Source organism: Bartonella acomydis, assembly GCF_039543025.1.
Lineage (GTDB): Bacteria > Pseudomonadota > Alphaproteobacteria > Rhizobiales > Rhizobiaceae > Bartonella > Bartonella acomydis.
Map to the genome: position 1 here is coordinate 128,233 of NZ_BAABIY010000014.1, position 15,050 is coordinate 143,282.

7 protein-coding genes, 2 tRNA genes and 3 pseudogenes are annotated in these 15,050 nt (G+C 36.6%); 6 read left to right on the top strand and 6 right to left on the bottom strand.

Features of this window, described 5'->3' with window-relative positions; genetic code table 11:
* Positions 1-108: 108 nt before the first annotated feature.
* The 5 genes and pseudogenes from ABD909_RS04120 (at position 109) to ABD909_RS04140 (ending at position 4,918) form a co-directional block, all read left to right on the top strand.
* Entirely contained in the window at positions 109-801 is a 693-nt protein-coding gene (locus ABD909_RS04120) for a glutathione S-transferase family protein (RefSeq protein ID WP_345096699.1), read from the top strand.
* A gap of 176 nt (positions 802-977) precedes the next feature.
* Positions 978-1,802, top strand: coding sequence for a 4-hydroxy-tetrahydrodipicolinate reductase (dapB, locus tag ABD909_RS04125; protein WP_345096701.1), 825 nt, complete (start codon positions 978-980; stop codon positions 1,800-1,802).
* A gap of 15 nt (positions 1,803-1,817) precedes the next feature.
* On the top strand, positions 1,818-2,438 hold the full coding sequence (locus ABD909_RS04130) for a 2,3-bisphosphoglycerate-dependent phosphoglycerate mutase (protein WP_345096702.1): 621 nt from the start codon (positions 1,818-1,820) through the stop codon (positions 2,436-2,438).
* A gap of 266 nt (positions 2,439-2,704) precedes the next feature.
* Positions 2,705-2,789 (top strand) — tRNA-Leu (locus tag ABD909_RS04135).
* 937 nt (positions 2,790-3,726) lie between these two features.
* Positions 3,727-4,918: pseudogene (locus tag ABD909_RS04140) on the top strand (MFS transporter).
* Between the two features lie 209 nt (positions 4,919-5,127).
* Here ABD909_RS04140 and ABD909_RS04145 read toward each other — a convergent pair.
* Positions 5,128-5,218 (bottom strand) — tRNA-Ser (locus ABD909_RS04145).
* A gap of 308 nt (positions 5,219-5,526) precedes the next feature.
* Between ABD909_RS04145 and ABD909_RS04150 the strand changes: the two genes are divergently transcribed.
* A complete protein-coding gene (locus ABD909_RS04150; RefSeq protein WP_345096704.1) occupies positions 5,527-6,729 on the top strand; it encodes a porin in 1,203 nt (400 codons plus the stop codon).
* A 389-nt stretch (positions 6,730-7,118) separates the two neighbouring features.
* Here ABD909_RS04150 and ABD909_RS08590 read toward each other — a convergent pair.
* The 5 genes and pseudogenes from ABD909_RS08590 to ABD909_RS04190 form a co-directional block, all read right to left on the bottom strand.
* Positions 7,119-8,268 (bottom strand): annotated as a pseudogene (locus ABD909_RS08590) (MFS transporter).
* Positions 8,269-8,797: 529 nt separating this feature from the next.
* Positions 8,798-9,757, bottom strand: coding sequence for an N-acetylmuramoyl-L-alanine amidase (locus ABD909_RS04160; RefSeq protein WP_345096708.1), 960 nt, complete (start codon positions 9,755-9,757; stop codon positions 8,798-8,800).
* 659 nt (positions 9,758-10,416) lie between these two features.
* A pseudogene (locus ABD909_RS08595) lies at positions 10,417-12,586 on the bottom strand (isocitrate/isopropylmalate family dehydrogenase).
* A complete protein-coding gene (locus tag ABD909_RS04185; protein WP_345096713.1) occupies positions 12,583-13,314 on the bottom strand; it encodes an alpha/beta hydrolase in 732 nt (243 codons plus the stop codon). The pseudogene ABD909_RS08595 and the gene ABD909_RS04185 overlap by 4 nt, the downstream one beginning before the upstream one ends.
* A 278-nt stretch (positions 13,315-13,592) precedes the next feature.
* Positions 13,593-14,789: a multidrug effflux MFS transporter gene (locus ABD909_RS04190; protein ID WP_345096714.1), complete on the bottom strand. Its 1,197-nt coding sequence runs from the start codon at positions 14,787-14,789 to the stop codon at positions 13,593-13,595.
* Positions 14,790-15,050: the final 261 nt, after the last annotated feature.

Here is a 15,050-nt window from a genome sequence, read left to right on the forward strand (position 1 = left end):
AGTATAATTGCGAGCTTCTGCTAATAATCTTGTACTTATAGTAAAGCATCTTTATAAAATTCTATTACTTGAAAGAATTCTCATCAACTCTATTTGATAACCTAGATTATGCTTACACTGTTCCACTCTCCTCTCTCTTCTGCCTCTCGCTTTATACGCCTTATTCTTGGAGAATATGGTATAGCTACTCAACTAATTGAAGAGCATGAATGGGCTAGAAGGCATGAGTTTCTTGCACTCAATCCAGCAGGACAAGTGCCCGTTCTTCTTGATGAACATGAAGTTCCATTATCAGGAGCCCTTGTTATCTATGAATATTTAGATGAAACACATGGAAGTTTACGACAAGAAAATAAATTCTTTCCGGAAAATCCCTTCGGTCGTGCTGAAGTGCGCCGTCTCAATGACTGGTTTTTAAATAAACTTGAAACTGAAGCTACACGCCATATTGTACGGGAACGAATCGATAAACGTGAAATGCCGCTAGCCATTGGCGGTGGTGCTCCCAATTCACAAATTTTACGCAATGCGCGCGCCAATATTCCATCCCATATGAACTATCTCAATTGGCTCTGTGCATCTCGCGACTGGTTAGTCAGCTCTGAACTCTCTTATGCAGATCTCGCAGCAGCAGCAGCTGTTTCTGTCCTTGATTTTCTAGGAGAAATTGACTGGGAACCAACACCTGCAGCCAAAGACTGGTATATGCGAATTAAATCGCGCCCCTCTTTCCGCTCTCTTTTAACAGATCGCGTCCGAGGCATTATAGCAAGTCCACATTATACGGATCTTGATTTTTAGCATCTCTGCTGAACAAAAATGAAAGTAATATTTTATATTAAAAAAGATGTAGCTTTATACCTAAATCCTATACGCTTTATCAACAAACAATCTTTTCACAGAGCTAAAGGAAAAGAACCGTTGGAAAGAGATCAAGAATTTGCCTATAAAAGGTAAAGTATTATAAGGAGAGAAATATGCGCCTTACAGTTGTTGGTGCCAATGGAAGAATGGGACGCGAACTCATTGCAACGATCCAGCAAAGAAAAGATGTAGAACTTTGTGCTGTACTTGTTCGTAAAGGATCCCCTTTTGTCTATAAAGATGCCAGTATATTGATTGGTTCAGATGTTTTGGGTATTCACATCACTGATGATCCTGAAAGTGCCTTTTTAAACACAGAAGGTATTTTAGATTTTTCTCACCCACAGGCCAGTCTTCTTTATGCCAGTTATGCTGCTCAAAAAGGTCTTGTACATATTATTGGTACAACAGGGTTTAACAAAACAGAAGAAGCGCAAATTGCAAATTTTGCCAAAGATACAACTATTGTCAAATCTGGAAATATGAGCCTTGGAGTCAATCTGTTAGCAAACCTTGTCAAAAAAGCAGCCAAAGCATTAGAATCGGATGATTTTGATATTGAAATTTATGAAATGCATCACGCCAACAAAGTTGACGCCCCTTCTGGAACAGCTCTTCTTCTCGGACAAGCCGCAGCCGAAGGTCGCAACATTATACTTAAAAATACGAGTATTAATGAGCGCAACGGCCATACAGGCAAACGCAAAAAAGGAACCATTGGCTTTGCCTATTCACGGGGTGGAACAGTTGTTGGCGAGCATAGTGTTATTTTTGCTGGACAAAATGAGCGCATTATTCTCTCACATGCAGCACAAGAACGCTCTATTTTTGCCAATGGAGCATTAAAAGCAGCTTTATGGGCAAAAAATCAGGAAAATGGTCTTTATTCAATGCTAGATGTTTTAGGATTGAATGATGATTTTAAACAATCAATGTAACGCAGGAAACGTATAATGGGACGCACACTTGTATTGATCCGTCATGGACAAAGTGAATGGAATCTCAAAAACCTTTTTACCGGCTGGAAAGACCCAGATTTGACAGAAAAAGGCTTCACAGAAGCAATTGCGGCAGGAAAAAAACTGAAAGAGACTGGTTTAAAATTTGATGTCGCTTATACATCTGCCCTACAACGAGCACAAAAAACAGCGCGGCACATCTTGGAACAAATGGAACAAGCAGATTTAGAATTGATAAAAAACCCTGCATTAAATGAACGTAATTATGGTGATCTGTCTGGTCTAAATAAAGATGAAGTACGCCAACAATGGGGAGAAGAACAAGTGCAAATGTGGCGTCGCTCCTATACGATTGCCCCTCCGAATGGAGAAAGCTTACGCGATACTTGTGCACGCGTTTTGCCCTATTATCTTTACCATATCCAACCCCATATTTTGCGTTCTCAAACTGTTTTAGTAGCAGCACACGGCAACTCTCTTCGTGCTCTTATGATGGCACTTGAAGGACTTAACAGTGAGGAAATTGTTTCCCAAGAATTAGCAACAGCGATTCCTATAATTTATACATTGAATTCCGATTCAACAATTTCCTCAAAGACTGTCATCACACCTTAAATTCTTGAAAGCGTCGTCTTCCGATTCAACCAAAGAGTATAATCCAAATGCTGCCTGCTCAGAAATGAACAATTTTGCTCTCAATATTTCATTTGTTATTTCATACTTGATCGATACAAAGGAAAATCAGGTATCAACAACATTAACATTTATGATATGCATTGCTATACATAGAGGTAGCATCCACTCCCCGTAAAAGACAATGTTTGCAGCACTAAGGATAATTTTATTGACAGAGCAGCTTCGCAAGCTTAGATGAATTTTAAGCCCAGATGGCGGAATTGGTAGACGCGCAGGTTTCAGGTACCTGTGCCGCAAGGCGTGGAGGTTCGAGTCCTCTTTTGGGCACCATATGCTTTTATTTCTTATTTAACTTACTGATTTTATCTATGTTTTAAGAGGTAGGGGAAGCCCGAATAAACGTAAGGGAATAGGATTTTGCAATATGCTCTCAATTATTGCAAATCATGATTTATTTTCGAAGTGCTTTTTTGCTGTGCTCTCGCTCTTGGCGAGCCACTATTTAGATATGAAAAATCAATAACGAACATCAAAGACAACGAATTCTCTTCAACTTCATGAAGCATGATATCATCTTCACACCGTAATTTGCAAAAGATGCACTAAAACATACGCAATTTACCAACCAAGGCAATGCCTCCTCATGACCACAATTTCTTTTCTCTCTATTTTCTGATTTTTAAAATGCAACAAAATATGCTTACGCTCGATTGCAAAAATAATTCCATTATAAAATAAATATAAAAGGTAACATTACAAATGTTTTTACATGTATAAATTAAATTTTATTTAAATAAATTTAAAAATATTATCATTGTTAAGTAAGTAATAAATATAATATTTAATATCTATATTTTAAAATTACTTTTTTCATGTCTCAATGAGAAATAGTCAAAACATAAAAACTAAGGAAAAACATAGGCTATATAGCTTTAAAATGTTAAAAAGTATCCCTTTCCTTGATATCATTCTAGGTAAAATTGATTTGCACAATGGAGAGACTCGTGAAACAGCAATATTTTTGGGAAAAATGCATCCATTTGCTTACCCATAGTAATAATGTGATTTACTATCAGTTCAAAATATTTTTTTATCAACAACAGCGAAATTTGAGAGAATATGCGCCAATGATGCTGTTAAGATTTGGAGTTAGTTATGGCAAACTGTCTTCCACTGATCATTGTGTGAGGATATGAAGCAGCCAACTTTTCACAGAAACACGTTCTCTAAAAAAGAATCCTCACTATAAGGTCTAAGGATCACCACAATGAACAGACCACGTACCCTTGCTCTCACCTATGGCCTATAATGCAGTACGGATGCTCATTGGTGTTTACCATGCGATTTTTTTTAATGTCTATGGGGGTTAATCTGGCGTAATTGGCTATGCTTCAAGTGGCTTTTCCCTAACCATTCTGCTTCTTGATTTTCGCTGTGCTGTTTTTTCAGACAAATATCGACGTAAATATTCGGTGATGACAGGGGTTATTATGACGGGCGCATTTTATCTTCTATGCCTTCAAGCTCCCAATATGGCGATTCTTTATCATTGCACAATCCTGTATGCTGGGGGAATTTGTCTCATTGCAAGTGCCATTGACGGATGGATTTATCACTCACTGAGCAATAAACGAGATCACTTTTCGCAGTATGCTCATCTCACTCACCAAGTAAATTCTTTCAGGAGCATTATCAGCGGCATCATAGGAATTGGCACAATATATTACTCTGGGCAATATTTCATGAGATATATCATCTCATGTCTGATGATGAGTGTCATTTTTTTAATATTCTTGATTGTTCCTGAAGAAAAAAAGACTGTGATTGAAAAACACAAAACAACAACGATTCTCGAAAATGCTAAAGAAACGTTGTGGATCTTTCAAAATACCGTGGGAGGAGCATGGTTTATTTTTCTCATGTGCCTTTTTAGTGCTGGGATTCAGATTATTTATCATTTCTGGCAACCCATAATACTCTCAACAAGCAAAATCGATCATCTCAACAATACGCAGATGCTCACACTTATGTGCTGCCATATAGGGGCTTTTTCAACACAATATTTTTCAAATTTACTGATGTCTCAATATCATGTCCTAGAGAATAAATATAGAAATTCTGTAAAGTATTTTTCGTTCTTCTCTGCCCTGATGTGCGTAGCGCTTTATTTTTCAGTTCATAGCAATCAAACCGCTATAGCAATCATCACATTTTCATTAATCCACGGATTTATTTGTACCGTACCAATCTGTGCAAAGAGTTTGTTTTTCTCAGAGCTCGATCAAAATCAAACTCAGCATATTTCCGGTGTTATTGGCGCTGTATCTTTTTGTGGACGAATATTTTCAATCACAGTATTGAGCATCATTTATTTTCTGCCTACAAAAATCTCACCATCTTATTATCTTATCTTGCCAACAATCACTTTTTTCATGTGTGGTTTGGTTATTATGAGATGAAAGACACTCTCTGGCAGATCTCTTTTAAAAGAAAACCATACAATTATCACTTCTAATGATGACTCTTAAATAGAGCCGGCACTTCTTAAATTACCGGCACATCAAAAAGATTAAGAAGATTCGGGATAGATAGAAAAATAAGTTAAAGGAATAAAAGAGCAAAAAAATCCCCTCCCCTTTTTTATATAAGCCATTGATTTTATTGAAAATGGCGGAGAGGAAGAGATTCGAACTCTCGAGAGCCTTTTGAGCCCTACTCCCTTAGCAGGGGAGCGCCTTCGACCACTCGGCCACCTCTCCAAGAAGGTGCATAAATGGTATCAACAGAAAGTTCAAGACATTTTCGATTTTTTTTAAAAATATCGAAAGTTTTTCTTTTATTAATTATAGAAAATAAAAAGTAAACAAAAGGCATATGTGCTTTTTTTACCACATTGCCATGAATAGTACATCAATATCTTACAAAAAGTTAATTTCATATTTGTATATTGAAAAAAGATCAGTATAGCTAAGAACTATAAGTATAGCGTATTTTTCTCTACCTTTTATGAGTGAAGAAAATAATATTCCCTAACGAGGATAAAACGACCTTTCATTGGAGATTCATTATGAATATTAAGTCCCTCTTTTTAAGCTCTACAGCAGCTTTTTTAGCAGTTTCTGGAGCACATGCAGCTTCAACAGTTATTGCAGAACCAGAGCCTGTAGAATATGTTCGCGTTTGCGATGCATATGGTAAAGGATATTTCTACATTCCTGGAACAGAAACCTGTATGCGTTTGTCAGGAAATGTCCGCGCTGATTTTCTAGGTGGTGATAACATTGATGCAACAACAAATGCAGAATTAGCACAGAAAAACAAAACCTACAGCGCATCATCGCGATTAACTCTTGTTTTTCAAGCTGCTTCTGAAACGGAAATGGGAACCCTTCGCTCATATGCACGAATCTTCTCAAGTTGGGATAATGGTGCAAACAAAAATGGTGCAACGCTCGCAGCTGCTTACATTGAACTTGGTGGTTTCCGCGTAGGTCTTGATGACACCATTTTCAATACCTGGACCGGTGGCTATGGTAATGTTCTCAATGATGACACTATAGCGCCAGCGGGCACAACACGGACCAATTTTATTTCTTACACTTTTAGTGGAGACAGTGGCTTTTCTGCCATTATTGGAGCTGAAGTAGGCAATGCTTCATTCAAACCAAATAGTCCATACTACTACATCAATAAAGATGACAAAATTGCTCCCGTTCCCGATGCTAATCTTCCACCAAGCAAAAGTATAAAGAACTACACTCCTAATCTGGTTTTGGGAATCAAATTTATGCAAAAATGGGGAGGTTTTTCCGCAGTTGCAGCTTATGATTCTTACTACAAAAAATGGGCTGGTAAGGTCCGTGCAGATTTCAATGTCAATGATCGTTTCAATCTATGGGTAATGGCTGGCTATAAAAACAGCGTTGATTACTACTCAGCAGATGAAAATAATGCGCTATCGAGACAAAACACAACGATCTACGCAAACTGGGAAGGAAAATGGGCTGCTTGGGCTGGTGCAACTTATAAACTGACTCCAAAAGCAAATTTAAACGCTCAAGTTTCTTATAGTGCGGGAAAAACCTTTGCAACCTCTGTGAATATTGCTTATACATTGGTTCCAGGTTTTGTGATTACACCTGAGCTCACTTACGTTTCTTGGAATGATGATCGCACTTTTAAAAGCGTAGACAATACGACAACCTATACCCATGCTCTCAATAAGAAAAATGCTTTTCAGGGTATGATCCGCTTACAGCGTTCATTCTAATTTTCTTAAACACTGCTTTTAAAAGCTGGCAACTTATGTTGTCAGCTTTTATTTTTTAGCTATCTGTAATAATTATGACACTTTCTTATGATATTGCTGCAAAACTACTTACCGTTATAAAAGTATTCCAAACAAATAAATCATAAGAGTGCTGATCAGCACCTCCATAATTTTTGCATATGAATTCAAATGATCTCTTGTCTTTCGGAAAAAAGATCCCTATCCCTCACCTCTCGTCACAAAGCTGGGATTGTTCGATAAGTTTTTAACCACTTTAGTGTTTTTTCATAAGTATATCGGAAAAATTTAATCCCGTATATTCCACCAAACTTTATGCATCTTATGATGAAATCATATGAAACACTGATAAGAATGATAAGTAAATATTCTCATCCAGATTTTTTAAGAGTTTCTTCTAAAAAAAACACTGAAGATAAATAAATCAATAAATAGAGAGCCAAAATGTAAACTAATGACACAAAGCCAAACAGATTGACCATATACGCACTGATGTAAAAAAACACCAATAGGCTAAATCTTGCAACAGTTTACAAGAAAGATTCGTATGTGACTCTGAGCTTATCACTTATACACTCATGCAGAACAACTTCCACACGAAGATAAGTATATTTAATAAGATAAAAAATCATACAGACTAAAATAACAGCAATTTCTTTTCTTGGCTCAAAGAAAACAACGGTGAAAATCATAGAAGCTGAAAGAAACAGCAGTAAAATAAAATTCATCCCCTCATGTAATTTTGTAAACAAAAAGCTATCCAATAGCTGCGAAAGCAATATAAGAGAAAAGATCACCCCAAGTTGAAAATATGTTACATTGATACTATAGTCTTTGAAGATCCACTGCCAATACTGTGAAAATATATTGAAAAAAATAACTGAAAGATAAAAACAAAGAGAGATATAAGGAACTTTAATAAAAATAGAAAATATCTCTTTTACGTCAGAAATAAAAGAAGGGGCTTTTTTGCTTCTTTTTCTCCTTTTAAGTCATCTAAAAAAACAAGCCAAAGAGTGTTGTCATCATCATTAAAAATGCAGAGATATACTATATATATTGGCTAGAATAATCAGCAAAATATGCCCCTATCAAACTAAATACAAACGTGCTAATGTAATTATATTGAGAGCTAGAACCAAGCACTTTTTTAGTAGATGTAAGTTTTGTTTTTGCATATTGAACAAGTAAAGCGTTATAGGCACCAGCAATCAATGTAAGTGACAATGCATTAAAAAGTTCTGCCAACAAAAAACCGTAAAAGCTTGTAGAAACGCCCATGAGAAACAGCCACGTAGCTGAAAAAGCTGCCGCCAAAATAATAGATATTTTATAACTTTTTCTATCAGCAAAATATCCAAGAGGAATATCTGTAACCATCATAACAAACGCTTGAAATGACTTAATGATACCTATATCGATAAGCGTTAAGCCTTTTTCCAGCATATAGAAAACAATAACGGCACCTGTTAAAATCCTTATACCATGAAATAAAAATCCAAATGCTAATACACTTGTCACTTCCCCCCCCAATAATGCAAAAACCGACTAGTATATTATTTTGTATAAAATATAAATATTTATTTTTATGATAAATATGACAATAGCCATCTTATGGGCTCTACCAATTTGATATTCGGAAAAAGCAATAAATAATGTGCCATAAAGGAAGCACTTATCAAAATCCGTTCAATATTTCACTGACTTAAAAAAAGCAAAAAAACCACAACCGCATGATAAGATTTTACAAAACTATTCATAGAGTTTTTCTCAATATGCTTAACAAATACATTGAGATCTTTCATATGTGTCTACTTTACACATAAAAAAAGTAGAGCATACCTCAAGATAATAAGCACCTCACCTACAGAATTAGCGGTAGCTGAACAAGAATATAACAGTATACAGCTTACACTAAAACCAGCTTCATTCACCAAATGAAAAAATCTAAGCTTGAATGATTTGCTGCATATATATCAAGATAACTATCTTCGAAGAGGCAAAATAAACTTAATAAAAAGCACGCACTATTGTCATGATATATTTAAAATTAAACTGCCTTCAATTCATCCGATGAGAAATACTTATCTACCAATGCATAGATAATTGCTGTAGTTTCAAGATCCAAAATCCCATCATAATTTTCTTGGCGAAAATGAAGTTGAAATGCTCGGATCAAATCCTTATATCCAATTTCGCTACATGCACCTGATACATCATATCCATAACATTTCAGCCTAGCCAAGACATCTACTTTGGATGGCAAACTCTCACAAAAAAGCTTTTGATAATAATCTTTTTGTTCCTCATCATACCAAGCCCCTATGCCTGCCAAATAAAGGTCTTTCCAAGGGAAAGCAGCACCTGGATCACTCTTTCTTCCGATAGCAATATCACTATGTCCAACAACTCCGGTAGACATGATATCTGGGTATCTTTGAAGAATATTGAGCGCGAGTTCCTTAACGGCATCAATTTGCACTGGATTGTAAGGAGGGAAAGTAAAATCATGATTATTATAAGTAACGAAATTCACTTTTTCAAACTGCAAAGCTGTACCACTCACATCACTGCCTTCAGTCCATAAGCCAACGTCAGCCCGCAATTCACTTTCATCTTTATGAACCGGATTTAAAACACACACATCTTTTAAAGTCGCTTCAACATAAGTCTGCTCTGAAACATCAGAATGTCCATTCGCTAAATTAACTATTTCAATTCCAATGGATGTATCATTTACGTTACTGCATCCAGCCCATGAACTCACACCTGCATGCCATGCACGTTCATTTTCATCAACAAGATTAAAGATACGCATATCTTTAAACCCTGCCTCAATATAACTATGCTCTGTTGGATCAGGAACAAGATAGTGAGCACTCACTTTTTCTCCTGTAAGAGCTGCAACTGAATCTTTAAAGTCAAGTGAAGTATAATGCATGACAAGAAAACGAACGCGACGATTAAAGCTCTTAATAGAACGATGACTGTTGTAATCAATCTTATACATAGAAATTTTTCCTTTTGGTCTCACTCCCCCTTTCAAACGTCACAACAGAAATACAAAAAATCACCGCTATGGTAACTTTTGAAAATCCTTATGATATACTCTACCTAAAACAACTTTTCTCAAAAACTCTGAAAATGCTTAACCCATAAAGCAAACAAACACAGTAAAAATATTCACCAAAGACTCCCTTATACCTCGTACCAAAAACAATCCTTTCGCTTATGCACTTGAGCAAGATACACAAAGATATTATCGGACAGGAAGTACTTCACCATTACCGAGCAGTGTAAAAACAAGAGAAACTCTTTATGAAATTTTTGTGTCAATTTATTGACGATTAAATTAACGACGTATATCCTTGATTAACTCTTTGCAGACACGATTTTTAAAAAAATATGATTTATATACAAATTGTATAAATATTTATTCCGCTCATGCAGGAGGGCATCGTACCAATATCCCCCAAAAATCTACAGAACAATACCAGCATTTTTCTATAAGATTGTTTGGAATATCTTCCAATGATTGGAGAACAATTTAGCCACCAACCAAGAGTAAAGAAAACTTCTTACAATGAAATGACCTGAAATATCAACCCCACAACCACTTCTCTCCCAAATCATCATGATAATTTTGAAAATATCTTTCAACTCAAAAGCTCATTTTCTTTTCTTCATTTGCAGATAGCTTTTTAACACCAACCAAGCTGCATATTTTTGTAAGACCACCCCTAAAAGTGGTCGCGTAAGGAAAAGAAACACACTCATCACCATAGTCTTTTATCCTCACAGTCATTGTCGCATGTCCAAGACTTTCTTTTGGTTTTCTAATATCTGCAAAGAAGGAGATAAATGCACCTCAACCTCAAGCTGTAGTATATTTTTTCTCTTTTTTCTGCCTCCTGAAAATATTTCAAAAGAGCGGATCACTGGCAAACCAATGAACTTCTGCGTGCATCGCTAATTGTTGACGAGCAGTGGTAATTTCTACACCAACTAAATAGGGACGAAAATGATCTTCAAATTTTCTGATTAAACGCTCTGCCAAAAGCGCTGCTGACTGACCAACCAGTTGCACAAGCACATAAGAGCTTTTCCATAAAAAATGCCGTTCATATGGCTCATTTTCAAGATGGCAATCCACCCCCAATGCACAATGGTACTTTCATCAATTCCAATCAAAGTCCATGCATAGCGAGCACGTGATACAGAAGAATATTTCTTATCACCATGTTCTAAATAATTTTCTAAAAGTGCAAGAGCTTGCATAGACGGACCAGGCAAAACCACAAAGGTACTCTCACCACAGGAGAAGTAAAAACCAAGCGCTGTACCAGTAGGATTATAAAGCACTTTTACTGTTTTCGGAAATAACGCTTGATGTGCATTCTTACTATCCGATGCAATTCCAAGCCGTTCCAATTGAGCTTTTATTGTTTGCCAAACATCTTCATAATAAACCAAAGGCTTACCTACCGCTTTAGCAACCGTATCACGTGTTTTATCATCAGATGTTGGTCCTAATCCTCCACTGATAATAATGAGATCTTCTTGTCCCAAACAAGCAATTACAGTTTCACATATTTGCTGCAATTGATCAGCACAAACAATATGACGTGTGACTTGGATATTTCTCTTTTCCAAATTTTGACTCAAATCTTGCAAATTTGTATTAAAATATTGTCCTGAAAGGAGCTCATCACCAACCGTAATAATTGCTGCCCAACAAATGGAGGCAGGATTGACAAGAGCATTAACAACAGCTTGCACCAATTGACTTGTAGAAGCTAATCCCCCTAAATCATAGGTAATCGTTTTTCCAGCACAAATAACCTGATCAACACTCTCAGACAATTGCCGAGCTGCATCCTGAAAGCCTAAATGATCTAACAGTAAAGCAGTGGTGTAAAGCATGGCAGAAGGATTTGCTTTATTTTGTCCAGCAATGCACGGTGTACTACCATGAATAGACTCAAAATAAGCAATACCGCTTCCCACATTTGCACTAGGTGCAAAGTCCCAATCCTCCCATCACACCAGCAAAAAGATCAGAGAGAATATCACCAAACATGTTTTCAGCAACAATCACACCAAACTGTTCTGGCTTGGTTGCAATCCACAAAGCAACCGCATCAACATTATGAATATCTGCATCTATTTCAGAATAATTTTGAGTAACTTGCTCAAAAATTTCTTGAGCAAATTGACCACTTTCCCGCATAACATTTGGCTTATCCGCGAAAGTCACCCGCCTCAAACCACATTTTTGTGCATAAGAAAAAACATATTCAAACAACCGCTCTAACCCAAAGCGAGTTTGCAAACGTACTTTCCACGCCGCCTCCTCAAGCCCATATTTTTCTAAATTTGGATGTCTAACCATGATGCTGTCTCAGAGGTTATACCTCGAAAATCCAAGTCTGCATACAGACCTTCACTATTCTCTGATAACGCAAAAATGAAAAGGCTTTCTCGGACCGAAGATGTATCTGATAGGGCGTATATTCGCAAACAAACCTAACTTTTGGCGAAGCTGAATAACAGGAGAAACATACAAAGGTTACGCTCTCTCAAATGTAGTGCAAGTTCTTCTAAAGCCGCTTCTTTGCCTTTACTGGTTACAGCACCGAGTAAAATGGCATCACTTTCAGAATTTTTTTCCAAGTCGCTTTAGGGACAGAAGCTCCTTCTTGTTTCCAACATTCCCAACCAATATCACCATAAGTGAATTCAATCGGCAATTTGAATTGCTCTAAGACCGTCAGCACAGCGCATCACAAACTTCTGTTCCCACTCCATCACCAGGTAATACAAGAACTTTTTTTTTCATAACCCACTTATCCATTCATCAATAACTGCATTCGTCATAACAGAATTATCATCCCACAAACGCATCCCTGCACCAGAGATGATTTTATATTCATGATTGATACACTGACTTTTCGTTTGATTGTCTATAGTTGCAAGTTGTGATTTTTCACCAAGTAAAGCTAAAAACTTTCCAGTGTATTTGCTAATCTCATCTCGAGCATCCATTGCCAACAACAACTGAAACCCTCTTGTCATACGTTCAATTGCCATGCTTTTTTGCGCATGAGAAAACTCTAACAAGGCCCTTTTTTTCATAACGCCACGAGGATGCATAAAAGCGTTAAGTGTTTCCAACGCACTTGACAAATCTTTATTTTTCAAAAAATGAAGAATATATCCAAGACGTCGTTGCAAAGACTTATCTGGATAGCCTGGTGCATTTACGGCAAGCACTGCTTGTACATTTGCAAGTCGCACCGATAATATTTGCGCTAACGTTCCAGCCATAGAAAATCCTACAAGCACTGAAGGCTCTTTAAAATATTTCTCAAGTTTCTCCGTAATAAAAGGTAAAATTTCTATGGCAGAGTTATTGAAAAAAGCAGAATTACAAGGAAAAAGAGAAAGTGTATCAAATAGAGTAATTTTGCATCCTTTTGCCAAACAGAGCTTTGTAAAAGGAGAACAAAAAACACCATGATCCCAAATAGGCATCATAGGAGAAAGGATGACAACACGAAGGCTCATTATCTATACTCAATAGCCCTTTGTTTTAAAAAATAAAATATAGCGGGAACTTTGCCACTGATAATAACTGTTAAAATACAAACCTATTGAAACACTACCCCGCATAAGTCCCCCCCCCATAATAAGTGCTTGTAACAGCCACTTTAAACCAAGCTATAACAAATTTTAACGATGCTCAAGGCAAGCAGTTTCATGAAAGTTCCACGGTATACTCACTTCTACTCAATCCGCAAAACAATAAAATATTGAGGCACGATACACTGTTTATTTTTATTCACTCAATCCGACTCCAAATGCATAAAATCCCGTGCTTTACAGATATAAATGATAAAGCCCAGCAGACAACAAAGAGCCAATAAAGCTGCCATAGTCTGTGGATTGTGCCCAGATATTTTTCCAATAACCGCAGCACTCAACGCCGCACAGCCTAATTGTAAAGCTCCCATCATACCAGAAGCTGCTCCAGCAGCTTGCGGATGTGAAGAAATAGCCAATGCTGTCCCTAACGGCAATAAAAAACCATTACCAAAAGTAAGAACAGCAATAGCGATAAAACTCGTCACCAGAGGCCATGGACTTACATACATTTGCAGAGCAAAGAGTCCCCCACCTATTACAAAAATAATATATCCGCGTCCTACAGTTTTTTCCATAATTTCTCGCTTAAAAAGCCACCGTGCTGTAAGATTTCCCAAAATATAGGGTAAAGAAACACCAATATAGCTATAACCAATATAGATTGCTGGCAAACCCAAACTTGTAAGTAAAAAAGGCGACTCCACAATATAAGCAAAATATGCCGCATAAGAAAAACATGGAATAAGTGCATAAAAAATAAATTGTTTGTTTCTCAGCACGCCAAAACATCCCTTCAGAAATCTCATGAGAGAAAAATGGTGTCGTTTTTGAGGGGGTAATGTTTCGGTTAACACAAAACAACAGAGCAAAATGGTTAAGAATATAAAAAGGCTTAAAAAGATAAAAGTAGCTTTCCAATTAAAAGCTTGTAACAACAGCCCCCCAACCAAAGGTGCAAGCGCCGGCGACATGCCAATAAAGGGAAAAACAATCAAATAAAGTTTTCCTGCTGCTTTTTTATCCAACAAATCATTGATAATAGCACGGCTTAAAACAATCCCCGCACAAGCACCAAAACCTTGTAAGAAACGTAATGCAAGAAAAGCATGAATATTCACCGTATAAATCACACTTATCGTGGTCAATAACCACAAAAATAAACCAAAGAGGAGTGTCTTTTTACGCCCAAAATTATCACTCAAGGGTCCATAAATGAGCTGCCCAAGAGCCAATGCAAACAGAAAAACCGCTACAGCATTCTGAATTCGAGATTCCGTTACTTGGTAATATTGGCGCATCTCCCCAAGTGCTGGAAGAAAAATATCTGTAGAAATCAGACCACCCGTTGATAAACATACAATAAGTATCAGGAATGGTAAACTATATTTATGTTGCATAGGGAAAAGAACACTTTGTAATTTATAAAAATGAATATTACTTACTTTAACAAGTATTTTCTTATATTATAAGAATGTATAATTCTATTTTAGCTTTATTAACAGAAATAATACAAATAATTTATTATAAATTTTACTTTTTTATTTCCCTATAGATCATTTTTTATGAAGCGACCAAAACTCTCTCTATCAAGAGCTTTAAAGGAGGGCATTATCAAGCCTATTTCAGCATGATAATGGCATGTCTCTTTCTGATATTTT